24 protein-coding genes and 2 tRNA genes are annotated in these 25,800 nt (G+C 71.9%); 19 read left to right on the top strand and 7 right to left on the bottom strand.

Going from position 1 to position 25,800, the window contains the following annotated elements; all coding sequences use genetic code 11:
• The first annotated feature begins 5 nt into the window (after positions 1-5).
• Both ACZ5CZ_RS16510 and nudC read left to right on the top strand, forming a co-directional pair.
• Complete coding sequence (locus tag ACZ5CZ_RS16510) at positions 6-1,409, top strand: dipeptidase (RefSeq protein ID WP_385840124.1); 1,404 nt, start codon at positions 6-8, stop codon at positions 1,407-1,409.
• A 154-nt stretch (positions 1,410-1,563) separates the two neighbouring features.
• Entirely contained in the window at positions 1,564-2,508 is a 945-nt protein-coding gene (nudC, locus tag ACZ5CZ_RS16505; RefSeq protein ID WP_385840123.1) for an NAD(+) diphosphatase, read from the top strand.
• Between the two features lie 104 nt (positions 2,509-2,612).
• On the opposite strand, the gene ACZ5CZ_RS16500 is transcribed toward nudC, so the two are convergent.
• Positions 2,613-2,855 carry a mycoredoxin gene (locus ACZ5CZ_RS16500; protein ID WP_385840122.1) on the bottom strand — a complete coding sequence of 81 codons (243 nt, stop codon included), beginning with the start codon at positions 2,853-2,855 and terminating at the stop codon, positions 2,613-2,615.
• Positions 2,856-3,036: 181 nt separating this feature from the next.
• Here ACZ5CZ_RS16500 and ACZ5CZ_RS16495 point away from each other — a divergent pair, with 181 nt between their 5' ends.
• The 5 genes from ACZ5CZ_RS16495 (at position 3,037) to ACZ5CZ_RS16475 (ending at position 6,932) form a co-directional block, all read left to right on the top strand.
• Complete coding sequence (locus ACZ5CZ_RS16495; protein ID WP_468943271.1) at positions 3,037-5,232, top strand: ATP-dependent DNA helicase UvrD2; 2,196 nt, start codon at positions 3,037-3,039, stop codon at positions 5,230-5,232.
• A 165-nt stretch (positions 5,233-5,397) separates the two neighbouring features.
• Positions 5,398-5,727: a hypothetical protein gene (locus ACZ5CZ_RS16490; protein ID WP_385840119.1), complete on the top strand. Its 330-nt coding sequence runs from the start codon at positions 5,398-5,400 to the stop codon at positions 5,725-5,727.
• A gap of 170 nt (positions 5,728-5,897) precedes the next feature.
• Positions 5,898-6,266 (top strand): WhiB family transcriptional regulator, encoded by a 369-nt coding sequence (locus tag ACZ5CZ_RS16485; protein WP_103817702.1) that lies wholly within the window; start codon positions 5,898-5,900, stop codon positions 6,264-6,266.
• Complete coding sequence (locus ACZ5CZ_RS16480) at positions 6,263-6,586, top strand: hypothetical protein (RefSeq protein WP_385840118.1); 324 nt, start codon at positions 6,263-6,265, stop codon at positions 6,584-6,586. The genes ACZ5CZ_RS16485 and ACZ5CZ_RS16480 overlap by 4 nt, the downstream gene beginning before the upstream one ends.
• A gap of 133 nt (positions 6,587-6,719) precedes the next feature.
• Positions 6,720-6,932, top strand: coding sequence for a hypothetical protein (locus tag ACZ5CZ_RS16475; RefSeq protein WP_385840117.1), 213 nt, complete (start codon positions 6,720-6,722; stop codon positions 6,930-6,932).
• Between the two features lie 16 nt (positions 6,933-6,948).
• Here ACZ5CZ_RS16475 and ACZ5CZ_RS16470 read toward each other — a convergent pair whose 3' ends face one another.
• A complete protein-coding gene (locus ACZ5CZ_RS16470; RefSeq protein ID WP_468943266.1) occupies positions 6,949-8,373 on the bottom strand; it encodes an ABC1 kinase family protein in 1,425 nt (474 codons plus the stop codon).
• A complete protein-coding gene (locus tag ACZ5CZ_RS16465) occupies positions 8,366-9,619 on the bottom strand; it encodes a TOMM precursor leader peptide-binding protein (protein WP_468943263.1) in 1,254 nt (417 codons plus the stop codon). The genes ACZ5CZ_RS16470 and ACZ5CZ_RS16465 overlap by 8 nt, the downstream gene beginning before the upstream one ends.
• A gap of 257 nt (positions 9,620-9,876) precedes the next feature.
• Here ACZ5CZ_RS16465 and ACZ5CZ_RS16460 point away from each other — a divergent pair, with 257 nt between their 5' ends.
• The 4 genes from ACZ5CZ_RS16460 to ACZ5CZ_RS16445 all read left to right on the top strand — a co-directional run bounded on the left by ACZ5CZ_RS16460 (position 9,877) and on the right by ACZ5CZ_RS16445 (position 13,761).
• On the top strand, positions 9,877-10,494 hold the full coding sequence (locus ACZ5CZ_RS16460) for a M48 metallopeptidase family protein (RefSeq protein WP_468943261.1): 618 nt from the start codon (positions 9,877-9,879) through the stop codon (positions 10,492-10,494).
• Positions 10,495-10,631: 137 nt separating this feature from the next.
• A complete protein-coding gene (locus tag ACZ5CZ_RS16455) occupies positions 10,632-12,296 on the top strand; it encodes a TerD family protein (protein WP_385840113.1) in 1,665 nt (554 codons plus the stop codon).
• An 11-nt stretch (positions 12,297-12,307) separates the two neighbouring features.
• Positions 12,308-12,988, top strand: coding sequence for an AIM24 family protein (locus tag ACZ5CZ_RS16450; RefSeq protein ID WP_385840112.1), 681 nt, complete (start codon positions 12,308-12,310; stop codon positions 12,986-12,988).
• Between the two features lie 17 nt (positions 12,989-13,005).
• Positions 13,006-13,761 carry an AIM24 family protein gene (locus ACZ5CZ_RS16445; protein ID WP_468943258.1) on the top strand — a complete coding sequence of 252 codons (756 nt, stop codon included), beginning with the start codon at positions 13,006-13,008 and terminating at the stop codon, positions 13,759-13,761.
• Between the two features lie 63 nt (positions 13,762-13,824).
• Here ACZ5CZ_RS16445 and ACZ5CZ_RS16440 read toward each other — a convergent pair whose 3' ends face one another.
• Together ACZ5CZ_RS16440 and ACZ5CZ_RS16435 are read right to left on the bottom strand one after the other, a co-directional pair.
• Positions 13,825-14,346 carry an NUDIX hydrolase gene (locus tag ACZ5CZ_RS16440; protein ID WP_385840109.1) on the bottom strand — a complete coding sequence of 174 codons (522 nt, stop codon included), beginning with the start codon at positions 14,344-14,346 and terminating at the stop codon, positions 13,825-13,827.
• Positions 14,343-15,791, bottom strand: coding sequence for a zinc-dependent metalloprotease (locus ACZ5CZ_RS16435; RefSeq protein WP_385840107.1), 1,449 nt, complete (start codon positions 15,789-15,791; stop codon positions 14,343-14,345). The genes ACZ5CZ_RS16440 and ACZ5CZ_RS16435 overlap by 4 nt, the downstream gene beginning before the upstream one ends.
• 192 nt (positions 15,792-15,983) lie before the next feature.
• Between ACZ5CZ_RS16435 and ACZ5CZ_RS16430 the strand changes: the two genes are divergently transcribed.
• The 4 genes from ACZ5CZ_RS16430 (at position 15,984) to ACZ5CZ_RS16415 (ending at position 19,153) form a co-directional block, all read left to right on the top strand.
• Positions 15,984-17,096 (top strand): SDR family oxidoreductase, encoded by a 1,113-nt coding sequence (locus tag ACZ5CZ_RS16430; protein ID WP_385840106.1) that lies wholly within the window; start codon positions 15,984-15,986, stop codon positions 17,094-17,096.
• A gap of 138 nt (positions 17,097-17,234) precedes the next feature.
• Positions 17,235-17,696, top strand: a complete 462-nt coding sequence (locus tag ACZ5CZ_RS16425; protein WP_385840104.1) for a molybdenum cofactor biosynthesis protein MoaE — start codon at positions 17,235-17,237, stop codon at positions 17,694-17,696.
• A 135-nt stretch (positions 17,697-17,831) separates the two neighbouring features.
• Positions 17,832-18,005, top strand: coding sequence for a hypothetical protein (locus ACZ5CZ_RS16420; protein ID WP_385840103.1), 174 nt, complete (start codon positions 17,832-17,834; stop codon positions 18,003-18,005).
• Positions 18,006-18,055: 50 nt separating this feature from the next.
• Complete coding sequence (locus ACZ5CZ_RS16415; protein ID WP_468943253.1) at positions 18,056-19,153, top strand: YlbL family protein; 1,098 nt, start codon at positions 18,056-18,058, stop codon at positions 19,151-19,153.
• A 68-nt stretch (positions 19,154-19,221) separates the two neighbouring features.
• Here the strand turns inward: ACZ5CZ_RS16415 and ACZ5CZ_RS16410 are convergent, their stop codons facing one another.
• Complete coding sequence (locus ACZ5CZ_RS16410) at positions 19,222-19,767, bottom strand: PPA1309 family protein (RefSeq protein WP_468943251.1); 546 nt, start codon at positions 19,765-19,767, stop codon at positions 19,222-19,224.
• Between the two features lie 164 nt (positions 19,768-19,931).
• On the opposite strand from ACZ5CZ_RS16410, the gene ACZ5CZ_RS16405 reads away from it, so the two are divergent.
• The 4 genes from ACZ5CZ_RS16405 (at position 19,932) to ACZ5CZ_RS16390 (ending at position 25,119) form a co-directional block, all read left to right on the top strand.
• Complete coding sequence (locus ACZ5CZ_RS16405) at positions 19,932-22,811, top strand: UPF0182 family membrane protein (protein ID WP_385840324.1); 2,880 nt, start codon at positions 19,932-19,934, stop codon at positions 22,809-22,811.
• A 41-nt stretch (positions 22,812-22,852) separates the two neighbouring features.
• Positions 22,853-22,926, top strand: a tRNA-Met gene (locus ACZ5CZ_RS16400).
• A gap of 203 nt (positions 22,927-23,129) precedes the next feature.
• Positions 23,130-24,941 carry a tetratricopeptide repeat protein gene (locus ACZ5CZ_RS16395; RefSeq protein ID WP_468943248.1) on the top strand — a complete coding sequence of 604 codons (1,812 nt, stop codon included), beginning with the start codon at positions 23,130-23,132 and terminating at the stop codon, positions 24,939-24,941.
• 104 nt (positions 24,942-25,045) lie between these two features.
• Positions 25,046-25,119 (top strand) — tRNA-Met (locus tag ACZ5CZ_RS16390).
• A 128-nt stretch (positions 25,120-25,247) separates the two neighbouring features.
• Here the strand turns inward: ACZ5CZ_RS16390 and ACZ5CZ_RS16385 are convergent.
• Positions 25,248-25,664: a Fur family transcriptional regulator gene (locus tag ACZ5CZ_RS16385; RefSeq protein WP_385840098.1), complete on the bottom strand. Its 417-nt coding sequence runs from the start codon at positions 25,662-25,664 to the stop codon at positions 25,248-25,250.
• Between the last annotated feature and the right edge of the window lie 136 nt (positions 25,665-25,800).

The following is a 25,800-nucleotide window of genomic DNA, read 5'->3' as shown; positions in this document are numbered from 1 at the left end:
TGAGCATGAGCCAGACCCCGGACAGCGCCGTCCGCACGTACATCGAGCAGCACCGCGCCGCCTTCCTCGACGACCTCGCCGCATGGCTGCGCATCCCTTCCGTGTCGGCCCAGCCCGAGCACGCGCCCGACGTACGGCGCAGCGCCGAATGGCTCGCCGCCAAGCTGCGCGAGACCGGCTTCCCGACCGCCGAGATCTGGCCGACCGACGGCGCCCCGGCCGTGTTCGCCGAGTGGCCCTCGGGCGACCCGGACGCGCCGACCGTCCTGGTCTACGGCCACCACGACGTGCAGCCCGCCGCCCGCGAGGACGGCTGGGACAGCGAGCCCTTCGAGCCGGTCGTCCGCGACAACCGCCTCTACGCGCGCGGTGCGGCCGACGACAAGGGCCAGGTGTTCTTCCACACACTGGGCGTCCGCGCCCACCTCGCCGCCACCGGCCGCACCGCCCCCGCCGTCAACCTGAAGCTGCTCGTCGAGGGCGAGGAGGAGTCCGGCTCCCCGCACTTCCGGGCCCTGGTGGAGCAGCGGGCCGAGCGGCTCGCCGCCGACGCCGTGATCGTCTCCGACACCGGCATGTGGGCCGAGGACACCCCCACCGTGTGCACCGGCATGCGCGGCCTCGCCGAGTGCGAGATCCGGCTGTACGGCCCCGACCAGGACATCCACTCCGGATCCTTCGGCGGCGCCGTGCCCAACCCGGCCACCGCCGTCGCCCGCCTGGTCGCCGCCCTGCACGACGAGCACGCGCGCGTGGCCGTCCCCGGCTTCTACGACGGCATCGTCGAGCTGACCGACCGCGAGCGCGAACTCTTCGCCGAGCTGCCCTTCGACGAGGAGCGCTGGCTGCGCACCGCCAAGTCCTACGCCGCCCAGGGCGAGGCCGGACACACCACCCTGGAGCGCATCTGGGCCCGCCCGACCGCCGAGGTCAACGGCATCGGCGGCGGCTACCAGGGCGCCGGCAGCAAGACGATCATCCCGTCCACGGCGCTGGTCAAGCTCTCGTTCCGGCTGGTCGCGGGCCAGGAGCCGGACCACATCGAGAAGGCCGTCCGCGCCTGGGTCGCCGACCAGATACCCGCCGGCATCCGCTGCGAGATCGACTTCGGCTCCGCCACGCGCCCCTGTCTGACCCCGCTCGGCCACCCCGCGCTGGAGTCCGTGGCCCGCGCGATGGGCCGCGCCTTCCAGAGCCCCGTCCGCTACACCCGCGAGGGCGGCTCCGGCCCCGCCGCCGACCTCCAGGAAGTCCTCGGAGCCCCCGTGCTCTTCCTGGGCATCTCCGTCCCCTCCGACGGCTGGCACGCCCCGAACGAGAAGGTCGAGCTGGACCTGCTCCTCAAGGGCGTCGAGACCAGCGCGTACCTGTGGGGCGACCTGGCCGAGAACTGGCGTCCCGCATCCTGACCGGACGGCGCCGTACGGACGGCATCGCGCGCGGGGCACACTGGAGGGACGCCCCGCCCGCCCCGCCCGCGCCCGGCCCGGTGCCGCCCACTCCGTGTCCCGCCGAACCGCCCGCCGAACCGAACCGCCGCCACTGGGGGAGTTGGAAGCACCCGTGACCACCTGGACCGACGACACCGCCGACCGACCCATCTCGCTGACCGCTCCGAGCGGCATCGACCGCGCCGCGCACCACCGGCTGGACGAGGCCTGGCTCGCGGCGGCGTGGAGCCACCCCACGACCCGCTGCTTCGTGGTCTCCGGCGGCCAGGTGCTCATCGACGAGACACCGGACGGCCGGACCGAGCTGGTCATGACGCCGTCGTTCGAGGCCCCGCTCACCGAGGCGCACCGCTACTTCCTCGGCATCGACGAGGAGGGCGTGAGCTACTTCGCGCTCCAGAAGGACTCGCTGCCCGGCCGGATCGACCAGTCGGCGAGACCGGCGGGCCTGCGCGAGGCGGGCCTGCTGCTGTCGCCGCGCGACGCCGGGCTCATGGTCCACGCGGTCGGCCTGGAGAACTGGCAGCGCACCCACCGCTTCTGCTCCCGCTGCGGCGAGCGCACGGTCATCGCCGCCGCCGGGCACATCCGCCGCTGCTCGGCCTGCGGAGCCGAGCACTACCCGCGCACCGACCCGGCCGTGATCATGGCCGTGACCGACGCGGACGACCGCATCCTGCTCGGCCGGCAGATGCACTGGCCCGAGGGCCGCTTCTCCACGCTCGCCGGGTTCGTGGAGCCGGGCGAGTCCATCGAGCAGGCGGTGCGCCGCGAGGTGTCGGAGGAGGTCGGCGTCACCGTCGGCCCGGTCGAGTACGTCGCCAGCCAGCCCTGGCCCTTCCCGTCCAGCCTGATGCTCGGCTTCATGGCCCGCGCGACCACCACGGAGATCGACGTCGACGGCGACGAGATCCACGAGGCCCGCTGGTTCTCCCGCGAGGAGCTGCACGACGCCTTCGAGTCCGGCGAGGTGCTGCCGCCCTACGGCATCTCCATCGCCGCCCGGCTGATCGAGATGTGGTACGGCAAGCCGCTGCCGACCCGCGGCTCCTTCTGAGACACCCGCACGTAGGCTGCGGCGTCCTGGTGTGGGACAAAACAGAGCGGGGCGGCCCCTGACGGATCAGGGACCGCCCCGCTGCCGCGAAGCCGCTCAGCGCGTCACGCGGCCAGCTTCTGCTTCACCTGGGCCAGCGACGGGTTCGTCAGCGTCGAGCCGTCCGCGAAGAGCACGGTCGGAACCGTCTGGTTCCCGCCGTTCGCCTTCTCCACGAAGGCGGCGGACGCGGGGTCCTGCTCGATGTTGATCTCGGTGTAGGCGATGCCCTCCCGGTCCAGCTGGCTCTTCAGCCGCCGGCAGTAGCCGCACCACGTCGTGCTGTACATCGTCACAGTGCCCTGCATGTGTCTCGCGCTCCTCGGGACTGGGGAAAAGTCGTCCAGGGGGAGAACGTAAGCCACCGGCCCGCCATTCCCACCCGGGGTATGACCGACCCGTGTGACACCTGCCGCATTAATACGACGAAACCCTCCCGCCTGTGGACAACCGACGCGGCAGCCCCGGGCGACCTGGCAGCATGGCGGTGTGACAGCAGCAACGCACTCCCCTCTCTTCCCGCAGGTACCGGCCTCGGCCGACGCGGTGCTCGAAGGGCTCGACCCCGAGCAGCGCGAGGTGGCCACCGCCCTGCACGGACCGGTGTGCGTGCTGGCCGGAGCCGGCACCGGCAAGACCCGGGCGATCACCCACCGCATCGCCTACGGCGTGCGCGCCGGGATCCTCCAGCCGTCCAGCGTGCTCGCCGTCACCTTCACCAACCGCGCCGCCGGAGAGATGCGCGGCCGGCTCCGCCAGCTCGGCGCCCAGGGCGTCCAGGCCCGCACTTTCCACTCCGCCGCCCTCCGCCAGCTCCAGTACTTCTGGCCGAAAGCGATCGGTGGCAGCATGCCCCGGATCGCCGAACGCAAGCTCCAGCTCGTCGCGGACGCGGCCGCCGCCTGCGGCACCCGGCTCGACCGGGGCGAGCTGCGCGATGTGACCGCGGAGATCGAATGGTCCAAGGTCACCCAGACCGTCCCCGCGGACTACCCGTACGCGGCTGCGAAGGCCGGCCGCGAGGCCCCGCGCGACCCGGCCGAGATCGCCCATCTCTACGCGGCCTACGAGGACGTCAAACGCGACCGCGCGGTGATCGACTTCGAGGACGTCCTGCTGCTGACCGTCGCCATCCTCCAGGACCGGCAGGACATCGCCGAACAGGTCCGCGCCCAGTACCAGCACTTCGTGGTCGACGAGTACCAGGACGTCAGCCCGCTCCAGCAGCGGCTGCTCGAGCTGTGGCTCGGCGACCGCGACAACCTGTGCGTCGTCGGTGACGCCAGCCAGACGATCTACTCGTTCACGGGCGCAACCCCCGACCACCTCCTCGACTTCCGCGTCCGCCACCCGCACGCCACCGTCGTCAAACTGGTCCGCGACTACCGCTCCACCCCCCAGGTGGTGCGCCTCGCCAACGGCCTGCTCGCCCAGGCCCGCGGCCGCGCCGCCGACCACCGGCTGGAACTGGTCTCCCAGCGCGCCGCGGGCCCCGAACCCGGCTACACCGAGTACGCCGACGAGCCCGCCGAGGCCGAAGGCGCCGCCCGCCGCATCCGCGAACTGATCGACGCCGGCGTCCCCGCCGCCGAGATCGCCGTCCTGTTCCGTACGAACGCCCAGTCCGAGACCTACGAACAGGCACTCGCCGACGCCGGCGTCCCCTACCAGCTGCGCGGCGCCGAGCGCTTCTTCGACCGGCCGGAGGTGCGCAAGGCGGGCGCGGCCCTGCGCGCCGCCGCCCGCTTCGGAGGCAACGACTCCCTGCTGGACGACGTCGTCGACCTGCCCTCACAGGTGCGGGCCGTGCTGTCCGGCGAAGGCTGGACCGACCAGCCGCCGGCCGGCTCCGGAGCCGTCAGGGAGCGCTGGGAGTCCCTCGCCGCCCTGTTCAGCCTGGCCCAGGACCTCGCCGCCGCCAGGCCGGGCGCCACTCTCGCCGATTTCGTGGCCGAGTTGGACGAACGGAGCAACGCCCAGCACGCCCCGACCGTGCAGGGCGTCACCCTCGCCTCCCTGCACGCCGCCAAGGGACTGGAGTGGGACGTCGTCTTCCTGGTCGGCGTCGCCGAGGGCATGCTCCCCATCACCTACGCCAAGACCGACGAGCAGATCGAGGAGGAACGCCGCCTCCTCTATGTCGGCGTCACCCGCGCCCGTGAACGGCTCCATGTCTCCTGGGCGCTGTCCCGGTCCCCCGGCGGCCGGCCGAACCGCAGACCCAGCCGCTTCCTGGACGGCCTGCGCCCCGGCACCACCCCCACCGTCGGCCGCTCCGGCGCCGGTGCCGCCGGCAGCGTCGAGCGCGGGACCACCCCGGTCGCCGGCGCCGCACCCCGCCGCACCCAGCGCACCCCGGCCCGCTGCCGGGTCTGCGGCCGCACCCTCACCGACGCCGGTGAGATGAAACTGATGCGCTGCGAGGACTGCCCCTCCGACATGGACGAGGGGCTCTACGAGCGGCTGCGGGAGTGGCGGGCGGTCCAGGCGGAGCGCAGCGGCCAGCCCGACTTCTGCGTGTTCACCGACCGCACCCTGATCGCCATCGCCGAGGCGCGGCCCGAGAACACCGCCGAACTCTCCCGCATCCCCGGCGTCCTCAGCCGCAAGCTGCGCAGCTACGGCGCCGACGTTCTGGCCATCTGCGCAGGCCAGACACTCGGGGACGCCGACGTGAGCGAGTGATACGAACTCGTCGAAAAAATAGTTTGCGCATGCCCCGGCAATCCCCATAGGTTCTAGGCACGGAAGCAACGGCCTTCTCCAAGGGCCGGACTCCGTGTTGTACTTGCATATCCGCACGGACTGGTTCACCCCAGTCCCATGAGACGCCGAGAGGAGGCGAGTCCAGTGATCAGCATCAACACCAGCACCAACAGCACGGCCAAAATGACCGATCGCTCGGCCGTCTCCCTGTCCATGCTCGGCGTCTCGTACCAGGGCACCGGTCTGTCCGGCATTCGTGCCGTCCGTCCGGCGTCCTCCCTGTCCCTCGCGGGTCTTCCCGTCCGCGAGCGGAATGAGCGGAACGAGCGACCGACCAAGGCACTGGAAACGGTAGAGGCACAGGCACATGCCTATGCCTTTGCGGCGGCCGGTGCCGGATTCCGCAAGCAGACGACGCAGCACCACCTGATGTGGGCCTTCCGTGGGCCAGAACCCTGGAGTGATCCAGCCTGATCGCCGATCAGGCCGGCGCCTTCAGGGCCGCGGAACCCCATCCGGGATCCGCGGCCCTTCTGTTTTCCCCGAACGGGGACGACGGGACGAAGGGGCCTCGGGACAACGAAAGAACCCGGTACCAAGCCACCCGGTCAACCGGCCGGACCGACAGACGAGGAAGACGAACCGTGCAACTCGAAGCGCACGCCCCGTCCGTACCGCCTTCGCAAACGATCCCCCCGCCCGGCCTCACGGAGGACTCCACCTTGACCCCCCTCACCGCGCTCACCGCGCTCGACGACGCCATCGAGAACCTCGGCGTACCCGTCCCGTGCCGCTCCTACGACCCGGAGGTCTTCTTCGCCGAGTCGCCCGCGGACGTCGAGTACGCCAAGTCCCTGTGCCGCACCTGCCCGCTGATGGAGGCCTGCCTCGCCGGCGCCAAGGAGCGGCGTGAGCCCTGGGGTGTCTGGGGCGGCGAGCTGTTCGTCCAGGGTGTCGTCGTCGCCCGGAAGCGGCCGCGTGGTCGCCCGCGGAAGAACCCGGTCACGGCATGAACACCGCAGGAACGATCGATCGCCCCCTCACGCACGACCCCAAGAAGCAGGCCCCGATGAAGCCGTCCACCAGCGAGCCCGCAGGCTCCGCGACCCCAGACTTCACCACCACCGGCGCCACCGAGGCGCGCCAGAACAGGACCCGAGAGATGCAACTCATGCAAGAAGCCCTGGCCCGTGCGCATATGCACGAGCGACTCCATGACGCCCGCAGGGAGGGCCGGGCCATGAGCCTGGTCGTCGCCCAGCGGATGCAGCGCCGGGCCGAGCGCGCCTCGCTGCGCGCCCGCCGGGCGCTGGCCATGGCCGTCATGCAGTAATTCGCACACCTGAAGCAGTGACCCCCGGCACCGGGGGGTGCAGCCTCCCCGCGGGGGCCGGTCCGGCCGAACGGACCGGCCCCCGCGGTGCGTTGTGCGCGCGAACACCCGGGCGCGGCGATATCGTCGCCGGGTGACGAGTCTTCCCGGCAGTGATCAGGGCGGCTCCACCGAGGAGCCCCGGGCGCCCGTGGTGTGCGCCCGCTGCGGCACCTCCGCGGCCGGCCCTCCGCCGGTCACCTGGACCTGTTCCGTGGAGAGCGGCGTCCGCCGGTTCTTCTGCGACAGCTGCTCCCGGGAGAACCTGCGGGCCATCGAGGGGCGGCTGGACTCGGCCTGGTGGTGACAGCCGGTGCGACGGCTCAGGCCTCCGCCGCCTGCTCCTCCTCGGGCAGCTCGGGTGCCTGCTCCTCCTCGGGCAGCCGGCGGGACAGCTCGGCCTCGCTCGGCTCGTGCGCCGGTACGAAGCCCGGCAGCCACTCCTCCAGTTCCTCCCGGAGCCGGACCGTCGCCCCCAGCTGGCACAGGACACCGATGGTGCTCAGTGTCACCCGGTGTATCAGCAGGTAGGCGGGCGGCAGATTGAGCTGCTTGCCGAGCTGGTAGGCGGGTGAGCGCGGGTCCGCGATGCGGGCCGCCTGGCTGCGCATCCAGGACCGGGTGAAGGTGAACTGCTCGACCTGGGCCGGCTCGATGATGGGCAGCAGGTAGTCCAGGACCGCGTCCGGGTCCAGTTCGATGGACTCCTTGACGAAGCCCTCCTCGCACAGCAGTTCGTAGACCGTGTTGGCGTCCCCGTCCAGGCTCATCCGCAGGGAGACGCCGATCGGCGCCGGCAGCCCGCCGGGGAGACGGTCGACCGTGCCGAAGTCCAGCACACCGAGGCGCCAGTCCTGCGCGCCGGCCGGACCGCCGGGCAGCAGCCGGAAATTGCCCGGATGCGGATCGGCGTGCAGCAGCCCGGTGCGGGCCGGACCCGAGAACAGGAAGCGGGCCAGCAGCTGACCGGCCCGGTCCCGCTGCTCCTCCGTGCCGCCCGCGATCACCTCGGACAGCGGGACACCGTCGATCCACTCGGTGACCAGCACCTGCTCGCACTGGTGCACCACCGCGGGGACCACCACGTCCGGGTCGTCCGCGAACTCCTCCGCGTGCGCCGCCTGCGCCTGCGCCTCCAGCCCGTAGTCCAGCTCCTCGGCGACCCGGTCCTTCAGCTCCGCGATCAGCGGCTTGATGTCCATGCCCGGGATGAGCGGCCCCAACAGCCGGGCGAAGCGGCTCAGTTGGCTCAGATCGGACAGGAGTGCCTCACCGGCGCCCGGATACTGCACCTTGACCGCCACCGCACGGCCGTCATGCCACACCGCCCGGTGCACCTGGCCGATGGAGGCCGCGGCCGCCGGCTTCTCGTCGAACTCCTCGAAGAGGTCGCGCCAGTCCGCTCCCAGCCGCTCCGCCAGCACGGTGTGCACCGTGCGGGTCGGCATCGGCGGCGCCGCCTCCTGGAGCTTGGTCAGCGCCGCACGGTAGGGACCGGCGACCTCCTCGGGCAGCGCGGACTCGAAGACGGACAGCGCCTGCCCGAACTTCATCGCGCCGCCCTTCAGCTCGCCGAGCACCTTGAAGAGCTGCTCCGCCGTCCGCTGTTGCAGCTCCCGGCCGACGATCTCCGCGGACTCGCCCACGATGCGCTTGCCCAGCCCCCAGGTCGCCCGGCCGGCGATGCCGAGCGGGAGCGCGGCGAGCTTGGCGGTCCGGGTGACCGCCTTCCGGGGAAGATCAGACATGCGCCCTCCAAGTCCCAGTCGGCCGTGCCGCGCCCGCGTCACGTCCGCGCTCCGTCACCGGCCGTTGCACCGCCATTGTCGCGCGCGCTTCCCCGTTGGTTGAGGAGTGCTCCCTTTTACCTTTCTCACCCTTTGCCGCCTCGCCTTTCTCCGCCTCGCCTTTCTCCGCCGCGCCGCAGCCGCATGCCGGGTGCGGCGCGACCGGGCGCGCGCGCCAGGTCAGGCCGGGCAGGGACACCTCCCAGCGGGTTCCGGTGCTGGACGGGGACGCCCCGTCCAGGAAGGCCAGGGCGTGCGCCGCGGCCAGGCCGGCGACGGTCGTGGCCAGCGTCACATCACAGGCCCCGACCTGGCGGGCCCGCCCCGAGCGCCACTGGGCGATCAGCCGGGGCCAGGCCGGGTCCCGGTCCGTGCGGCCCTCGTGCAGACAGCGGGCGCAGCTCGACTCACCGGGCAGCACCAGCGGACCCACGACGCCGGTGCCCTCCACCACGCCGGCATACAGATGCGGGATGCCCGCGGCCATCAGCGGCTCGGCGGTGACCGGGTCGGGCGCATGCACGGCCACGTCGTCCCGGGGCGCGAGGATCACCAGGGAGAACCCGGGCTCCCCGGCGCCGGAGCCGGGGGAGTGGGCATGCCGCGGCGGGCGGTCCACGGCCGCCCGGCGGACCGCGGCCCGCGCGGCGGTGTCCCGGCGCTCGCGCAGCGACTCGGCGGACAGCCCGCCCGGTGCCACGTCCCACGGCTCCACGCGGCCCACGTCCCGCACCTCCACCTCACCGACCCCGACGGCCGCCAGCGCCGAGGCCAGCACCGCGCCCACCCGCCCGGCGCCCCGCACCTGCACCCGCAGCGCGCGCCGCGCGGCGAGCCGGGCCAGCGCGCCCCCCGGTTCCCGCGTGGTCAGGGAGAGCGAGGCGAGATCGGGGCGCAGCCGCTGGAGGACGTCCTTCCGCTCCCGCAGCGCATCCGCGGCCGGTCCGCCGCCGCGGGCGTCGTCGACGAGCCCCGCGCGGGCCAGCCCGTCCACGAGCGCGTCCACATGGCGCTCCGACAGCGCTATCCGCCGGCCCTCCGCCCGCAGCAGCGGCAGCCCCCGGGTGCCGTCGAGCAGCTCCAGGAAGCTGCCCGTCGCCGGATCCATGGGCCCCAGCGTCAGGGCGTGCGCCGGGGTCATCCCGAACTGCACGGTGTTCAGATCGCGCCAGCCGCGCCGCAGCGCGGGTTTCACCATCGGATGCATGACAGCCCCCCGTGATCCAGGACGACCGACGTCCCCGTCCGCCGACGGGAGCGGTCATGTCCCGCCGACGCCACCCAGCATGCCCGGCCTCCGGCACCGGATGCGCCGAGTTATCCACAGGCGGGGTGATTCGTCGTACAAAGTGATCCGGCACCGATCCGGCACAGGGATCCCGCCGGAACGATCCCGCCGTAAGAACCCCCACGCAACCACCCCTGAGCCGGGACTTCGCCCCTGCCAGCGGGTAACGTCGGGGCGTGCCCGTCGACCCACTGCACCGCGCCGGAAAGCCACAGCGCAGCACGACGAGCCAGCCGCCCGGCGGCTCGGGGGCGAGCGCGATCGAGGTCCGCAGGAGCGCCCGGCGCCGCCGGACGGTCTCCGCGTACCGCGAGGGCGATCGCACCGTCGTGCTGATCCCCGCCCGGATGTCCAAGGCGGAGGAGCAGCGCTGGGTGACTGTCATGCTCGACAAGCTCGCCGCACAGGAGAGCCGGCGCGTGCTGGGCGACGCCGAGCTGGCCGAGCGGGCCGAGCGGCTGTCCGCCCAGTACTTCGACGGCCGCGCCCGGCCCGCGTCCGTGCGCTGGGTCACCAACCAGAACACCCGCTGGGGCTCGTGCACCCCCGCCGAGGGCAGCATCCGGCTCTCGCACCGGCTCCAGGGCATGCCGGACTACGTCGTCGATTACGTGCTCTGCCACGAGCTGGCGCATCTGCTGGTCCCCGGGCACGGCCCCGACTTCTGGCGGCTGCTGGAGGCCTATCCGCGCACCGAGCGGGCGCGCGGCTACCTCGAGGGCGTGGTCGCTGCCGAACGGCTCCCGCACGTGCCCGGCGCCCGCGGCGAGGGACCGGCCGGCCGCGACGGCTGACCCGCACGTGTGAACGATCCGTGTGAGTGCCCGGGCGCGGTTGTGTACCGGGTCTGTACCGGCTACGGCCGTCGCCCGCCTTTGCCGTTAGCCTGGCGCGACGCACTCGCACTCGGGATGGGGGACGGTCGTATCGCATGGCCAGGGACTTCCAACGCGGCCACAAGGCCAGGATCAGTGATCTCACGGCGGGCACGGATCTGTACGTAGGCGTACAGATCTCCGCGCCGGGGCTGACCTTCGACATCAGCTGTTTCGGACTGGACGCCGAGGAGCGCCTCTCGGACGACCGGTACTTCGTCTTCTTCAACCAGCCGAAGACCCCGGAGGAGTCCATCCAGCTGCTGGGCGCCCAGGCGGGCGACACGGAGTCCTTCCGGGTCACGCTCGACCGGATCCCCTCGCACATCCGCAAGCTGTCCTTCACGGCGACCCTGGACGGCGCCGGGCAGATGTCCCAGATCGCCCCCGGCTATCTGCGGATCGTGGCCGGCGGCGAGGAGGTCGCCCGGTACGCGTTCAGCGGCTCGGAGTTCTCCACCGAGCGCGCCGTGATGCTCGGTGACATCTACTTCAAGGACGGCTGGCGGTTCGCCGCGGTCGGGCAGGGCTTCGACGGCGGTCTGGAGGCGCTGCTGAAGAACTTCGGCGGCGAGGTGCTGGAGGAGGAGGCCCCGGCCGCCCCGCAGCAGCCGCAGCCCGGCGCCACGCCCGGCTTCGCCCCGCCCGCGCAGGCCACGGCACCCCCCGCGTTCGGCGCCCCGGCCGAGCCCGCGCCGGCGTTCCAGCCCGGCCCGCAGGGCTTCACCCCGCAGCCCGGCCACACCCCGCCGCCCGCCCCGGCGCCCAACGTGCACGGCGCGCCCACCGTCATCGCACCCCTGACCGCGCCCGCCGGCGGCACCGTCCCGCCGCCGGCCCCGGCGCCGGCGCCGTACGGCCAGCCGCCGCAGCAGCCCCCCTACGGCGGTCAGCAGCCCTCGTACGGCGGTCAGCCGGGCGCGCCGATGCCCCCGGGCTACGGCCAGCAGCCGCCCGCGTACGGCGGCCAGCCGGCCCCGCCCATGCCGCCGGGGTACGGCCAGGTCCCCGGCCAGCCCACGGCCCCCTACGGCGCGCCGCAGGGCGCCCCGCAGGGCGGTGCCGGAGTGACGGCCGCGCTCCAGGCGTTCAAGGAGACGCCGAACGGACAGCGCTGGACGCCGCAGAACAAGAAGCTCATCCGCGTCGACCTGGGCGTCGGCGGCCAGCCCGTGCTCGCCAAGCAGGGCAGCATGGTGCTCTACCAGGGCAAGGTCGACTTCAGCTACAAGGGCGCCGGGTTCGCCGGCCGGATCGTCGGCGGAGCCACCGGCCAGGAGATGCAGCTGATGCGCTGCACCGGCCAGGGCCAGGTGTTCCTCGCCGAGAACGCCACCCATCTGCACCCCATCGAACTCCAGGGCGACGCCATCTGCGTCTCCGCCGAGAACGTCCTCGCCTTCGACGAGGGCCTGCACCACGAGGTCCGGCGCATCGAGGGCCACGGCATCCCCGGCGGCGCGCTGTTCACCATGCAGTTCCAGGGCACCGGCACGATCGTCGTCAAGACCCACGGCACGCCCGTGGTGCTGCCGGTCACGCCGACCACCTTCGCCGACTGCAACGCCGTCGTCGCCTGGTCGGCCGCCGCCCAGGTGATCGTCTCCAGCCAGGTCCGGATGCGCCGCAACGCCTACCCGGGCGACACCGGGGAGAGCGTCAACCTCCAGTTCCGGGGCGCGCCCGGCAACTTCATCGTCGTCCAGCCGTACGAGGTCTGAGGGAGCCCGTCATGAACCAGCCGCTCGCGGGCTTCGCTCCCGCACCCGTCACCGCCCGCATGGAGAACCACGGCAGCCACATGCTGAAGGTCGCCATGCAGACCGGAAACGACCTCCTCGCGCGCGTGGGCTCGATGGTCGCCTACGAAGGCTTCATCCAGTACGAGCCCAACCCGCCGGCGGTCCGCCAGATCGCCCGGGACTGGATCACCGGCGAGGGCGCACCGCTGATGAAGTGCTCCGGCGACGGACTGCTCTACCTCGCCGACTACGGCGCGAACGTCGTCGTCCTCAACCTCAACGGCGACGGCATCTCCGTCAACGCCACCAACCTGCTCGCCTTCGACGCCCACCTCAGCTGGGGCGTGGAGCGGGTGAAGGGGCTCGCCAAGTTCGCCGGCCAGGGCCTGTGGAACACGAAGATCTCCGGGCAGGGCTGGGTCGCGCTGACCTCCCGGGGCACGCCCATCGTCGTCGACTGCGGCGGCGGCGAGGACGAGACGTACGTCGACCCGGACGCGCTCGTCGCCTGGTCGCCGAACCTCAAGGTGAAGGGCAAGCGCAGCTTCAAGGCGCAGTCGCTGATCGGCCGGGGCAGCGGCGAGGCCTTCCAGATGGCCTTCTCCGGTCAGGGCATCGTCGTCGTCCAGCCCAGCGAGGACAGCACCGACCGCCTCCGGTTCCGGGGCTGAGGGGGAGCCAGAACACCATGCAGAGTCCGCTTTTCGCGCACAACGAGGTCCAGACCCAGGAGCGCTGGAGCCTTCAGAACGCGCAGCTGCTCCGGGTCGCCCTGGAGGGCCACGACGACATCCTGGCCCGCAAGGGCACCATGGTCGCCTACCAGGGGCTGATCGAGTTCGACGCCGAGTACCGCAGCAACGGGCAGGCACGCGCGCGTGCCCGCACCGGCGAGGGCGTGGACCTGATGCGCTGCCACGGCCAGGGCACCGTCTACCTCGCCAACCTCGCCCAGCACGTGCACATCATGGACGTCGAGCAGGACGGGCTGACCGTGGACAGCTCCTACGTCCTCGCCATGGACTCCTCGCTGCACCACGAGGTCATCGCCGTCGACAGCCTCTACGGCATCTCCGGCTCCGGGAAGTACCAGCTGAACATCACCGGGCGCGGCCGGGTCGCCCTGATGACGTCCGGCGCGCCGCTGCTGATGCAGGTCACACCCGACCGGTACGTCAACTGCGACGCCGACGCGATCGTCGCCTGGTCCACCGGGCTGCGCGTGCAGATGCAGGCCCAGACGCACTCCTCCGGGGTGTGGCGGCGCCGCGGCAACACCGGTGAGGGCTGGGAGCTGAGCTTCATGGGTACCGGGTACGCGCTGGTCCAGCCCAGCGAGCTGCTGCCGCCGCAGAACGCGGTGATCGGCCAGGGCCTCGCCGCCCAGTTCGGCATGGGCCAGCACGGGGCGCACGCGCAGAACCAGGGCAACGTCTGGAGCTGACCGTGGAGTGAGGGGGGAGGGGTGACCGCCGGGGCGGTCACCCCTCACCTGTTTCTCACCCGCTCACAGCCGGGCGCGGGTGGCCTTCAGCAGCGCCACGACCGACGCGTCCGCCACGTCCGGCACCTCGTCGTAGCCGAACCAGCGCAGGTCCAGCGACTCGTCGCTGATCGCGTGCGCGGCGCCGCGCGGGGCCAGCGCGGCGTACTGGACGTCGAAGTGCCAGTGGCACGGCGCCGGGATCGGATGCCGGTCCAGCCGGACCGGGCCGCCGGGCAGCAGCGTCAGCCCGGGGATGCCGGACTCCTCGGTGGCCTCGCGCAGGGCCGCCGCCGCCAGGGACGCGTCTTCCGGCTCGCAGTGGCCGCCCATCTGGAGCCACATCCGCAGCTTCCGGTGCAGCGTCAGCAGCACCCGGCCGGACTCCGGGTCGATCACCAGGGCGCTCGCCGTCACATGGCCGGCCTCACAGGCCTTCCACACGCCGTCCGGGTGGGCCGCCAGATGGTCCAGGTAGGCCTGGCGCAGCTCGTCCTGGTCCGCGTACTCCTTGAGCACGCGGACCGTGTCGTCGTACAGGCTCACTCGGTGTCGTCGCCCTTGTCCGCGTCCTTGCCGGTGTCCCGGTCCGTGTCCTTCTTGTGCAGGTCGGGCTTGCCGGCCGCCTCGCCGAGCATCCGGTCCAGCTCGGAGAAGTCCAGCTGCTCGCGGTGGACGAAGCCGTCCGGGTCGTCCAGGTCGGTCGCCGTCGGCAGCATGTCCGGGTGGGCCCACAGGCCGTCCCGGCCGTCCACCCCGCGCGCGTCCGTGAGCGACGCCCACAGACGGGAGGCGTCCCGCAGCCGGCGCGGGCGCAGCTCCAGGCCGATCAGCGTGGCGAACGTCTGCTCCGCGGGGCCGCCCGAGGCGCGGCGCCGGCGCAGGGTCTCCCGCAGGGCGTCCGCGGACGACAGGCGCGGCTTGGCGGCCGTGTGGACCACCGCGTCCACCCAGCCCTCGACGAGCGCCAGAGCGGTCTCCAGACGGGCCAGGGCCGCCTTCTGCTCGGGTGTGTCCTCCGGCTGGAACATGCCCTGCTGGAGTGCGTCCTGGAGCTGCTCGGGGTTCTGCGGGTCGAACTGGCCGACCACGTCCTCCAGCTTGGCGGTGTCGACCTTGATCCCGCGCGCGTAGCCGTCGACCGCGCCGAACAGGTGCGAGCGCAGCCACGGCACATGCGCGAAGAGCCGCTGGTGGGCGGCCTCACGCAGGGCCAGGTAGAGCCTGACCTCGTCCTGCGGGACGCCGAGGTCCTTGCCGAAGGTCTCCACGTTGACCGGGAGCAGCGCGGCCTTGCCGGCCGGGCCCAGCGGCAGGCCGATGTCGGTGGAGCCGACGACCTCGCCCGCGAGCACGCCCACGGCCTGCCCGATCTGGGTGCCGAACATGGCGCCGCCCATCGAGCGCATCATGCCGATCAGCGGGCCCGCCATGGCCTGCATCTCCTCCGGCAGGACGTCGCCCATGGCCGCGCCGACCCGCTCGGCGACCGGGTCGACCAGCTCCTGCCAGGCCGGCAGGGTCGCCTCGACCCACTCCGCGCGGGACCAGGCCACCGCCGAGGCGGAGCCGGACGGCAGGGACGTCGCGTCGTCCAGCCACAGGTCGGCCAGGCGGACGGCCTCCTCGACCGCCCTGCGCTCGGCCGGACCCACGCTGGAGTCCTTGGTGCCGTCCTGGGTGCCCTGGGCGACCGTCTGGCGGGCGATCTGCTTGGCCATGTCCCAGTTCACCGGGCCGCCCTCGTAGGAGAGCATCTGGCCCAGCTGCTGGAAGGCGGCGCCCAGGTCGGTGGGGTTCAGCGAGCCGAACATCGCGGCGAGCGGGTTGTCGGCGCCGGGGCCGCCAAAGCCGCCGGCTCCGGGCGTCCCGAAACCGAACGGGTTGGCCGGTCCCTGACCACCACCGCTCTGCTGGTCCTTCTTCTTGCCCTCGTCGCCGTCCTCCGGCTCCTCCGGCGGAAGGCCGAAACCGAATGGGGTGTCACTCACGGGATTCCTCGGCTGGTAAGGCCACCGGTCTCTCTCCGGCGGCGCGGCTGCCCGACAACACCACCCAGCGTAGACACCTGGGGCCGATCGGGCCTCGGTGCTTCGCCCGCGGAAGGCCTGCGGCAGGATGGATGCACCTGGTACGTACGCGTCACTCGCGCTCGTATGGAAGACAACCGACGGAGACGCCCGGTGAGTTCCCCAGATCCGCAGGTTCGCGCAGCGCGAAACCTCTCAACCTCTCCCGCCGTGCGCGGGCCCGTCGTCGCGGTCACCGGCGCAGCCACCGGGGTCGGCGCCCTGCTCACCGAGCGGCTCGCCGCCTCGGAGGAGATCAAACAGGTCGTGGCGATCGACGAGCGGCGCGGGGAGTGCGCCGGCGCGCAGTGGCACATCCTGGACGTCCGCGACCCCGCGATCGCGGACAAGCTGCGGGGTGCCGATGTCGTGGTGCACCTGGCCCTCGACCTGGACCTCGGCAGCGATCCGGCCGCCCGGACCGCTTACAACGTCCGGGGGACCCAGACCGTGCTGACGGCCGCGGCGGCGGCCGGCGTGCACCGGGTGGTGCTGTGCACCTCGGCGATGGTCTACGGCGCGCTGCCGGACAACGAGCTGCCCCTGTCGGAGGACGCCGAGCTGCGGGCGACCGCCGAGGCCACCGGGGTCGGCGACCTGCTGGAGATCGAGCGGCTGGCGCGCCGCGCGCCGCGCGCGCATCCCGGGCTGAACGTCACCGTCGTACGGCCGGCCGTCCTGGTCGGCGGGACGGACACCGCGCTGACCCGGTACTTCGAGTCGCCGCGGCTGCTCGTCGTCGCCGGTTCCCGGCCCGCGTGGCAGTTCTGCCACGTCGAGGACCTGTGCAGTGCGCTGGAGTACGCCGTACTGGAGAAGGTCGACGGGGAGCTGGCCGTCGGCTGCGACGGCTGGCTGGAGCAGGAGGAGGTCGAGGAGCTGAGCGGGATCCGGCGGATGGAGCTGCCGTCGGCGGTCGCGCTGGGCGCGGCGGCGCGGCTGCACCGGATCGGGCTCACCCCCTCCCCGGCGGGAGACCTGGCGTACACGATGTACCCGTGGGTGATCAGCGGGAGCCGGCTGCACGACGCCGGGTGGCGGCCGCGGTGGACCAACGAGGAGGTGCTCGCGGAGCTGCTGGAGGAGGTGTCCGGGCGGCACACGGTGGCCGGCCGGCGGCTGGGCCGCAAGGACGCCACGGCCGCGGGCGCCGCGGGCGCGACGGTGGCCCTGCTGGGCGCCGCCGCGGTGGTCCGCCGCGCCCGCAAGGCCCGCCGGCGCGTGTGAGCGCCGCTCGGGCGCCGGGGCGCTCCGTGGCAGGACCCTCCCCGCAGCGCCCGCTGTAGGAGCATCCAAAGCGTCCCGCGCGCGGGACGGGTGAAACTCGCATTCCCTGCGGTCCGGGGTGTGCGGCACGATGGGGGTATGGCACAGATGATCGACCATCCCGGTGAGCAGGCGGCCGAGGAACCCATCAAGCTGATCGGCGTCCGGGAGACCGCCCTCTCCGTGGACGAGGTGTTCCGGGCCGTCGGGGACGCCGCGGCCGGCGGCATCGCGCTGTTCGTCGGGACCGTGCGGAACCACGACGGCGGCGCCGACGTGGACGCGCTCGGGTACTCGTGCCATCCCAGCGCCGAGGACGAGATGCGGCGGATCGCCGAGAAGGTCGTGGCGGACTACCCGGTGCGGGCGCTGGCCGCCGTCCACCGGGTGGGCGATCTCCAGGTGGGTGATCTCGCCGTGGTCGTCGCCGTGGCGTGCCCGCACCGCGCGGAGGCCTTCGAGGCCTGCCGCAAGCTGATCGACGACCTCAAGCACGAGGTGCCGATCTGGAAGCACCAGCGGTTCTCGGACGGCACCGAGGAGTGGGTCGGGGCCTGCTGACCCTCCCCAAGTGGCTCACCGGCCACTCGCGACACACCGGTTGCGTAACCGCCCCCCGCGCGTGAGCGTTGTCAGTGCGGATGGTTAATCTGCTGATCAGTCAGTTGCGGACGCTCTGGGCATTGGGAGGTCGGCATGGGGGCGCTTGTCTGGCTGCTGATTCCGTTCTTGGCCGGGATCGGCGGCGGACTGTGGGGCAGTTGGGCCAACCGGACGCGCAAGGCCCGCAGCGACGGCCCCGAGCTGGACGGATACGCCCGTTTCCGCGCGGCCATGGAGAAGTCCGGCCCCGGTGCGCGCCGCGTGTGACAGGGGTGCCCTGACGGTGCGCTGACAGAGGCGTCCCGTACTGTCGTGGCATGCCACGCCGCACCGCGACGCTGCTCGCCTCCACCCTGATGCTGATCGCGCTCCTGTGCGCGGGAGTGCTCATCCCCGTGCCGTACTCGGAGATGTCCCCCGGCCCGACGGTGAACACGCTCGGGGACCACGACGGCGAGCCGGTGCTGCAGTTCCCCGACCACAAGACCTACCCGACCGACGGCCATCTGAACATGACGACCGTCCGGGTGACCAGCGCGGACTACCGGATGAACCTGGTGGAGGCCGTCTACGGCTGGCTGGCGCACGACACCAAGGTCGTCCCGCACGACACGCTCTACCCGGACGGCACCACCGAGGAGCAGTCCACCCAGCAGAACGCCGAGGAGTTCAGCCAGTCCCAGGAGAGCGCCAAGGTCGCCGCCCTGAAGGAGCTGCACATCCCGGTGAAGTCCTGGGTGATCGTCTCCACCGTCGTCAAGGGCTCCCCGGCAGAGGGCCGGCTGCACGCCGGTGACGTGATCAAGGCGGTGGACGGCACCGCGGTCAAGCAGCCCTCCGATGTCGCCAAGCTGGTGACCAAGCACAAGCCGGGGCAGAAGGTGGTCTTCACCGTGGTGCCCGCCAAGGAGCAGGCCGCCGCGGAGAAGGCCCACAAGACGGCCACCGCCACCCGGGACGTCACCATCACCACGGCCGCCTCCGACGACAGCGGGGCGAAGCGGGCCATCATCGGGATCTCCGCCGGGACCGACCACACCTTCCCGTTCACCATCGACATCAAGCTCGCCGACGTCGGCGGCCCGAGCGCCGGTCTGATGTTCGCCCTCGGCATCTACGACAAGCTCACCCCGGGCAGCCTCACCGGCGGCAGGTTCGTCGCCGGCACCGGCACCATCGACGACAACGGCACGGTCGGGCCGATCGGCGGTGTCGAGATGAAGACGGTCGGCGCGCGCGACAAGGGCGCCCAGTACTTCCTGACGCCCGCCGAGAACTGCGCGGCCGCCGCCAAGGACACCCCGAGCGGACTCACCCTGGTCAAGGTCAGGACCATCGACGACGCGCTCGGCGCCCTCAAGGACATCCGCACCGGCGACACCGCCGCGCTGCCCAGGTGCACCACCAAGGGCTGAGCGGAGCAGGACACGGCTGGGGGCGCCCCTGAAGACAGCGGGCGCCCCCATCGCCGTACCCGAAGACGTCAGTCCGCGAAGGTCGCCGCCAGCGCCTCGGCGAGGCCCGGCACCAGGTCGGGGCCGGTCAGGACCTCGGTCGGGGAGTCCTTCTCGCGCAGCCGCAGCGCCGACTCACGGCCGCCGTCGCGCAGCACCGCGACCGTCATCCGGACCTCCTGGCGCTCGGGGTGCTCGGCGACCCACTTCGCCAGCTTGGCCTCGCTCAGGTTCTGCGGGACCTGCGCCTCGGCGGACGGCGGCAGCATCAGCCGCTCCACCGTGAGCGCGCAGCCGATGACCGCGTCGGGCCAGGCGATGGTGGCGAGGAAGTCGTCGAGCGGCTTGCCGGACGGGATCTCGTCCTGCTCGATAGGGGTGAAACCGGTGGTCTGGGACTCGTCCGTGTCGAGGCCGAGCTGAGCCGCGAGCGCGGGTTCCTGGGACCGCAGCCGGGCGGTGTCGACGAGGGCGAAGAGGCGGGCGGGCTGGTCCCAGCCGAGGCCGGAGGCGTACTCGTCGATCTCGAGTACGGCCCGGGTGAGCGGGCTCGCCGCCATGGGAGTGTTGGACATGGTCACAATCCTGCCTCGTTCCCGGCCGGAATCGGGAACCGAGCACGGCGTGAGTAAGTTGCATAGGAGTAGGCCCGCGATCACGGGGGGCCACGGCGGGCCGTCGAACACGGCGGGCTGACGTATCGACAGCGAACCTCGAGGTGCACACCTTGGCTTTCCAGATGCCGGACCGCGGCGGAGGCCCGACGGGGCCACGGATCAGAGCGAGCCGTCCGTCCCGGCGCGCCCGGACCCTGCTCATGACGCTGGGCGTCCTTGCCGTCCTCGGCATGGCGTTCACCATGTTCGCCGGCTTCTGGACGGACTGGCTGTGGTACCGGTCGGTGCACTACTCGTCCGTGTTCACCACCGTCCTGTGGACCAAGATCGGCCTGTTCTTCGTCTTCGGTCTGCTGATGGCGGTCGCGGTCGGCCTCAACATCTGGATCGCCCACCGGCTGCGGCCCCCGCTGAGCGCCATGTCCATGGAGCAGCAGAGCCTGGACCGCTACCGGATGGGCATCGCGCCGTACAAGAGGTGGCTGCTGCTCGCCGTCACCGCGCTCGTCGGCCTGATCGCGGGCGCCTCGGCGGCCGGCCAGTGGCGGACCTGGCTGATGTGGGTCAACGGCGTGCCCTTCCACCAGAAGGACCCGCAGTTCCACCTCGATGTCTCCTTCTACGCCTTCGACCTGCCCTGGTACCGGTTCCTGCTGGGCTTCGGCTTCGCCGCCGCGATCCTGTGCCTGCTCGCCGCCGGGCTCACCCACTATCTGTACGGCGGACTGCGCGTCACCAGCCCCGGCACCCGGGCCACCGCCGCCGCGACGGGACACCTGTCGGTGCTGCTCGGCATCTTCGTGGCCCTCAAGGCGGTCGCCTACTGGCTCGACCGGTACGGCCTCGCGGTGAAGTCCAGCGACTTCAAGGCGACCGGCAACTGGACCGGCCTGCGCTATGTCGACGCCAACGCCTATCTGCCGGCCAAGACGATCCTGTTCTGCATCGCCGTCATCTGCGCCCTGCTGTTCTTCGCGACCCTGTGGCGGCGCACCTGGCAGCTGCCCGTCATCGGCTTCGGCCTGATGGTGCTGTCCGCGATCCTGATCGGCGGCCTGTACCCGGCGATCGTGCAGAAGTTCCAGGTCCAGCCGAACGAGCAGGCCAAGGAAGCGCCGTACGTCCAGAAGAACCTCAAGGCGACCCGCGAGGCGTACGGCATCGACGACACCAAGGTCACCGAGTACGCGGGCAAGTCCACCGCCACGGACAAGTCCAGGCTGCGCGCCGACGCGGACGCCGCGGCGAGCATCCGGATCATGGACCCGAACGTCGTCTCGCCGACGTTCCAGCAGCTTCAGCAGATGAAGAACTACTACGGGTTCCCGACCAACCTGGACGTCGACCGGTACCGCACCAAGGACGGCAAGGAGCAGGACACCGTCCTCGGCCTGCGTGAGCTGAACCTGGCCGGCATCCCGAAGAACAACTGGATCAACGACCACTTCCGCTACACCCACGGCTACGGCGTGGTCGCCGCCAAGGGCACCGAGGCCGACTCCCAGGGCCAGCCGGTCTTCACCGAGTACGACCTGCCGTCCAAGGGCGACCTCGGCACGTACCAGCAGCGGATCTACTACGGCGAGAAGACCACCACCTACTCGATCGTGGGCGGTCCGCAGAAGGAGATCGACTACTCCGCCGACGACGGCGGCGAGCGGACCACCAGCTACACGGCCAAGAGCGGGGTCAACCTCGACAACCCGCTCAACCGGGCCGCGTACGCGGTGGCCTTCAACGAGCCGCAGATCCTCTACTCGGGCGCCATCGGCAAGGGCTCGCGCATCCTGTACAACCGCACCCCCAAGGAGCGCGTCGAGGCGGTCGCCCCCTGGCTGACCATCGACGGGGACGCCTACCCGGCGGTCGTGGGCGGCCGCATCCAGTGGATCGTCGACGCCTACACGACGTCGAACGGCTACCCGTACTCGTCCCGTACGACCCTCGGTGACACGACGGCCGACTCGCTGACCGCGACCAACACCAACCGCGAAGTGGTGGCCCAGCAGAACCAGGTCAACTACATCCGCAACTCGGTGAAGGCGACGGTCGACGCGTACACCGGTGAGGTCAGGCTCTACCAGTGGGACACCGAGGACCCGGTGCTGAAGACCTGGATGCGGGCCTTCCCCGGCACGGTGCAGCCGAGGAGCGCGATCTCCCAGGACCTCATGGCCCATCTGCGCTACCCCCAGGACCTGTTCAAGGTCCAACGCGAACTGCTCAGCCGCTACCACGTGACGGACGCCCAGACCTTCCTCACCGGCAGCGAGGTGTGGCAGGTGCCGGACGACCCGACCAACGACTCGGGCAGCGCGGTGCCGCCGTACTACCTGAGCCTCAAGATGCCGGACCAGGACCGGCAGGCGTTCTCGCTGACGACGACCTTCACCCCGAACGGCCGCGACAACCTGAGCGCCTTCATGGCCGTCGACTCGGACCCCCGCGCGCGCGACTACGGAAAGATCCGCATCCTGAAGCTGCCGACGAGCACCACCGTCGACGGCCCCAAACAGGTGCAGAGCCAGTTCAACTCGCAACAGGACATCGCGGAGACCATCAGCCTGCTCAGCCGCGGGCACTCGAAGGTCGAGTACGGCAATCTGCTCGCGGTCCCGCTCGACGGCGGACTGCTGTACGCGGAACCCGTCTACGTCCGCGGCGGCGAGCTGAGATACCCGCTGCTGCGCAAGGTGCTGGTCACCTACAACGGCACCACGGCCTTCGAGGACACCCTGGGCGAGGCGCTGGACAAGGTCTTCGGGGTGAAGGGCCCGACCAGCACACCCCCGGACACCGGCACCGGCAACCCGCCGTCCTCCGCCAACCCCACCGTCCAGCAGGCCCTGAAGGACGCGCAGAAGGCGTACGACGCCGGGCAGGACGCCCTGAAGCAGCCGGACGGGCCGGACTGGACCGCGTACGCCAAGGCGCAGAAGGACCTGAAGAACGCGCTCCAGCGGGCCCAGGACGCGGAGGCCAAGGCCGGGAAGGGGAGATGATCAAGCCGCCCGCGCGCCGTGGTACTGTTATCAGGCAACGGCGCGGGGTGGAGCAGCTCGGTAGCTCGCTGGGCTCATAACCCAGAGGTCGCAGGTTCAAATCCTGTCCCCGCTACTGAAGTCGAAGGCCCGGATCCAAAGGGATCCGGGCCTTCGTGGTGTGCGAACTCATGTCCGGAGGGGAGGAGCGGCCGCGCCGCCGTGGGGAGTTGACCGCTCCGTGTTTGACTTGTCTCCCTGTGGGCATGTCGACAAAACGCTGAAGTGACCTCACGGCTGCGGTATACCGGGTGTACCCAGGTTGCAGGTGGTGCGACGATGGACGTTATGGGGGACAAGGCAACTCTGTTCGAGTCAGGGCGATTTGTACAGCCTTCCGAAGCGGAGCCGGCCCGGGACGAGTTGGGGGACATGGGGGAAGCCGCCGAGGAGGTTCGTCTCGGACTCGCCGCACAGAGCGGTGACGCCGAGGCGGCCAGTGTCCTCGGCGCCATGCTGCTGCGCCGCGGGGACCTCGATGCGGCCGAGACCCATCTGCGGGCCGCCACCGCGGCCGGTGACCGGGCCGCCGCCAACAACCTGGGGGTCCTTCTGCACCAGCGCGGCTACGCCGATGAGGCGGCCGGCTGGTGGCGGATCGCCGCCGTCGCCGGCTCCGCCCCGGCCGCGCACGCGCTGGGCCGCTACCACCGCGAACGCGGGGACGAACCGGCCGCCGAGTACTGGCTGCGCCAGTCCGCCGAGCAGGGCCATGTCCTCGGCGCCTACGCGCTCGCGGATCTGCTGGACCACCGCGGGGACGTCGCGGCCGAGCGCTGGATGCGCGCCGCCGCCGAGCGCGGCCACCGGGAGGCCGCCTACCGGCTGGCCCGCGCGCTCGACCGGCAGGCGTGCCACGAGGACGGAACCGGGGGTGACAACGCTGTCGCGGAGGCCGAGCAGTGGTACCGGCAGGCCGCCGCGCGCGGCCACCGGCGGGCCGCGCTGCACCTCGGTGCCATCCTGGAGCGGCGCGGCGAGCTGAAGGAGGCCGGGCGCTGGTATCTGACCTCCGCCAAGGACGGCGAACCACGGGCCGCCTGCGCGCTCGGTTTCCTGCTGCGCGACGCCGGGGACAGCGAGAGCGCGGCCGTGTGGTGGCTGCGCGCCGCCCAGGAGGGCGACGGCAACGCGGCCAACGCGCTCGGCGCGCTGCACGCCGAGCGCGGCGAGACCCAGACCGCCGAACGCTGGTACCGGGCGGCCCTGGACGCCGGTGACGACAACGGCGCCTACAACCTCGGACTGCTCTGCGCCGAGCAGGGGCGGACCGCCCAGGCCGAGCAGTGGTACCGCCGGGCCGCGTACGCCGGGCACCGGGAGGCCGCGAACGCGCTGGCCATCCTGCTGCTCCAGGGCAGCGACCCGACCGGTGCCGAGCCGTGGTTCTCCAAGGCCGCCGAGGCCGGGAGCGTGGACGCCGCGTTCAACCTCGGCATTCTGTACGCCGGGCGCGGCGAGGACGAGATGGCGCTGCGCTGGTACGAGCGGGCGGCCTCGGCCGGGCACGCCGAGGCCGCGCTCCAGGTCGGGATCGCCCGGCTGCGCGAGGGCGAGGAGCAGGAGGCCGAACGGCACCTGCGGTGCGCGGCGGGCGGGGGCAGCGCGGAGGGGGCGTACCGGCTGGCCACCCTGCTCGACGCGCGCCGGCCGCCGGAGCCCGCGCACGAGCTGGGCGAGGTCGTGCACGAGAAGACCGAGTGCGAGGAGTGGTACGAGCGGGCCGCGACCCAGGGCCACCGGCGGGCCCAGGTGCGGGTCGGCATGCTCGCGGCGGCCCGGGGCGATGTGGTCGAGGCGGCGCGGTGGTACCGGGCGGCGGCGGAGGCCGGCTCGCGCAACGGCGCCTTCAACCTCGGGCTGCTGCTGGCCCGGGAGGGCAGCGAGCCCGAGGCGGCGGTGTGGTGGACCCGGGCCGCCGATGCCGGGCATGGCCGGGCGGCGCTTCGGCTGGCTCTGGTCTACGCGCGTCGCGGCGAGCTGGCGGAGGGGCAGCGGTGGGCCGACCGGGCGGTGGAGCTGGGACCGGCGGAGGTGGCGGAGCGGGCGGGCCGGCTGCGGGACGCGCTGCGTGAGGAGCTGTCGGCGTGAGGCCGCGCCGGGCCTCGGCGGGGGCGGGCGAAGGCGCTGCTCACGGCGGTGAGCCAACCGATTTGCTTCTTGGCGCCGCTCTCCCGTAGTGTCGTGTTCACCGACGCGGGGTGGAGCAGCTCGGTAGCTCGCTGGGCTCATAACCCAGAGGTCGCAGGTTCAAATCCTGTCCCCGCTACTGAAGGCCGAGGGCCGGAATCCAGAAATGGATTCCGGCCCTCGGCTTTTGTATGCGCGTCCTCGGTGTTCGTGTGTCTGGACATGCGAAGAGCCCCGGTGGTCGCCGGGGCTCCAGGGAAGCGGTGGTTACGCCGTCGCGCAGTTCGGGCACAGGCCCCGGTAGGTGACCTCGACGTCCGACACCGTGAAGCCGAAGCGCTCGGAGTCGGGGAGGTCGGCGAGCGGGTTGCCCGTCGGGTGGACGTCGCGGATCGCGCCGCACCGGGCGCACACCAGGTGGTGGTGCGGGCGGTGGGCGTTGGGGTCGTACCGCTTGGCGCGCTTGTCCGTCGAGACTTCCAGCACCTCGCCGAGGGAGACCAGCTCGCCCAGGGTGTTGTAGACGGTCGCCCGGGAGATCTCGGGCAGCTTCGCGACAGCGCGCGCATGGACCTCGTCGGCCGTCAGATGAACGTGCTCGCCGTTCAGGACCTCGGCCACCACGCGCCGCTGCGCGGTCATCCGCCATCCGCGTCCACGCAGCCGTTCCAGAAGGTCGCTCATGGCCACCAGCCTAACAGGAAGGGGGACCAGGTCGGGAATAGGTATGTGATTAGAAGACTGTTTGACTTAGACCTTGTCCAATGTAGGATCGAGAACGGCTTTGGCCATGGGACAGGACTAGTCAGCAATGACGCAG

The sequence above is a fragment of the Streptomyces sp. NPDC031418 genome, from assembly GCF_055581605.1.
This window is presented reverse-complemented; position numbering and strand designations above follow the sequence as displayed.

What these genes read in the sequence shown, in the direction of transcription:
- ACZ5CZ_RS16405 (WP_385840324.1), top strand. Translation starts at nt 19,932, where the DNA reads ATGCCGGACCGCGGCGGAGGCCCGACGGGGCCACGGATCAGAGCGAGC.
- ACZ5CZ_RS16480 (WP_385840118.1), top strand. Translation starts at nt 6,263, where the DNA reads ATGAACACCGCAGGAACGATCGATCGCCCCCTCACGCACGACCCCAAG.
- ACZ5CZ_RS16445 (WP_468943258.1), top strand. Translation starts at nt 13,006, where the DNA reads ATGCAGAGTCCGCTTTTCGCGCACAACGAGGTCCAGACCCAGGAGCGC.
- ACZ5CZ_RS16395 (WP_468943248.1), top strand. Translation starts at nt 23,130, where the DNA reads ATGGACGTTATGGGGGACAAGGCAACTCTGTTCGAGTCAGGGCGATTT.
- ACZ5CZ_RS16385 (WP_385840098.1), bottom strand. Translation starts at nt 25,664, where the DNA reads ATGAGCGACCTTCTGGAACGGCTGCGTGGACGCGGATGGCGGATGACC.
- ACZ5CZ_RS16455 (WP_385840113.1), top strand. Translation starts at nt 10,632, where the DNA reads ATGGCCAGGGACTTCCAACGCGGCCACAAGGCCAGGATCAGTGATCTC.
- ACZ5CZ_RS16425 (WP_385840104.1), top strand. Translation starts at nt 17,235, where the DNA reads ATGGCACAGATGATCGACCATCCCGGTGAGCAGGCGGCCGAGGAACCC.
- ACZ5CZ_RS16465 (WP_468943263.1), bottom strand. Translation starts at nt 9,619, where the DNA reads ATGCATCCGATGGTGAAACCCGCGCTGCGGCGCGGCTGGCGCGATCTG.
- ACZ5CZ_RS16510 (WP_385840124.1), top strand. Translation starts at nt 6, where the DNA reads ATGAGCCAGACCCCGGACAGCGCCGTCCGCACGTACATCGAGCAGCAC.
- ACZ5CZ_RS16500 (WP_385840122.1), bottom strand. Translation starts at nt 2,855, where the DNA reads ATGCAGGGCACTGTGACGATGTACAGCACGACGTGGTGCGGCTACTGC.
- ACZ5CZ_RS16415 (WP_468943253.1), top strand. Translation starts at nt 18,056, where the DNA reads ATGCCACGCCGCACCGCGACGCTGCTCGCCTCCACCCTGATGCTGATC.
- ACZ5CZ_RS16470 (WP_468943266.1), bottom strand. Translation starts at nt 8,373, where the DNA reads ATGTCTGATCTTCCCCGGAAGGCGGTCACCCGGACCGCCAAGCTCGCC.
- ACZ5CZ_RS16450 (WP_385840112.1), top strand. Translation starts at nt 12,308, where the DNA reads ATGAACCAGCCGCTCGCGGGCTTCGCTCCCGCACCCGTCACCGCCCGC.
- ACZ5CZ_RS16410 (WP_468943251.1), bottom strand. Translation starts at nt 19,767, where the DNA reads ATGTCCAACACTCCCATGGCGGCGAGCCCGCTCACCCGGGCCGTACTC.
- ACZ5CZ_RS16420 (WP_385840103.1), top strand. Translation starts at nt 17,832, where the DNA reads ATGGGGGCGCTTGTCTGGCTGCTGATTCCGTTCTTGGCCGGGATCGGC.